This window comes from Dokdonia ponticola (genome assembly GCF_042653865.1).
Taxonomy (GTDB): domain Bacteria; phylum Bacteroidota; class Bacteroidia; order Flavobacteriales; family Flavobacteriaceae; genus Dokdonia; species Dokdonia ponticola.
Genome location: NZ_JBHSFV010000054.1, coordinates 1 through 720, shown reverse-complemented (window position 1 = coordinate 720; position 720 = coordinate 1). Strand labels below are relative to the sequence as shown.

Sequence of the window (720 nt, the reverse complement as noted above, 5' to 3'; positions counted from 1 at the left end):
AAGCTGTGAGTAAATCCATATTATTTATGGATTTATTTGAGGGTTCTTCTTTAACAAGTTCACTTAGCTTGCCTTTATTGTGACGAACTCTACAGGCTTTTGTTCTACATTTAGCAGAGCAATATACTTGTCTTTTATTTCTTTGAATAAAGAATGTTCCACATTGTTTACAGTTTAATTCCATATATTTGATTCCTTTTTAATCTAATTCTAACATTAGATATTAGTACCCAATTTCCCTAAAACAACGTTACACGTGTAACGTTGTTTTTATTTTAAATCACACATTACTAGCGAAATAAACGTTACACGTAACGTTACACTGTTCCTATTTATTAGAGATAACACAAGGCAATGTGACGCTAAACGCGTTATAAACATACGAATAAATATTCATTTGTTACATATATGTACAACTAATTTTCTACATAATTATTGTGCCTACTATTGAATTTGATCGCATCCAATACTAAAAACAACGAAACAACGTTACACGTGTAACGTTGTTTCGCTTGTAAATACGGTATTTTCATTTAACCTCTATCCTTTGGGATTGACACTAATCAATACTGTCTTTTTATTTTTTGAATAATATTTTTAAAAGTCAAAATAAAATGTTAGATTTACAAAAGTTACATATTTGTAACATTATAAAATAAAATACGTCTAACAATTATGGCACGAATAAAAATCAGAAATGTTGAACAATGGAGAGAGGTA

Annotated in this window: 1 protein-coding gene; it reads right to left on the bottom strand. The window is 28.6% G+C overall.

Going from position 1 to position 720, the window contains the following annotated elements; translation table 11 throughout:
• A partial coding sequence (locus ACFO3O_RS22585) for a hypothetical protein (RefSeq protein WP_379983075.1) occupies positions 1-184 on the bottom strand: 184 nt, incomplete at its 3' end.
• Positions 185-720 lie beyond the last annotated feature (536 nt).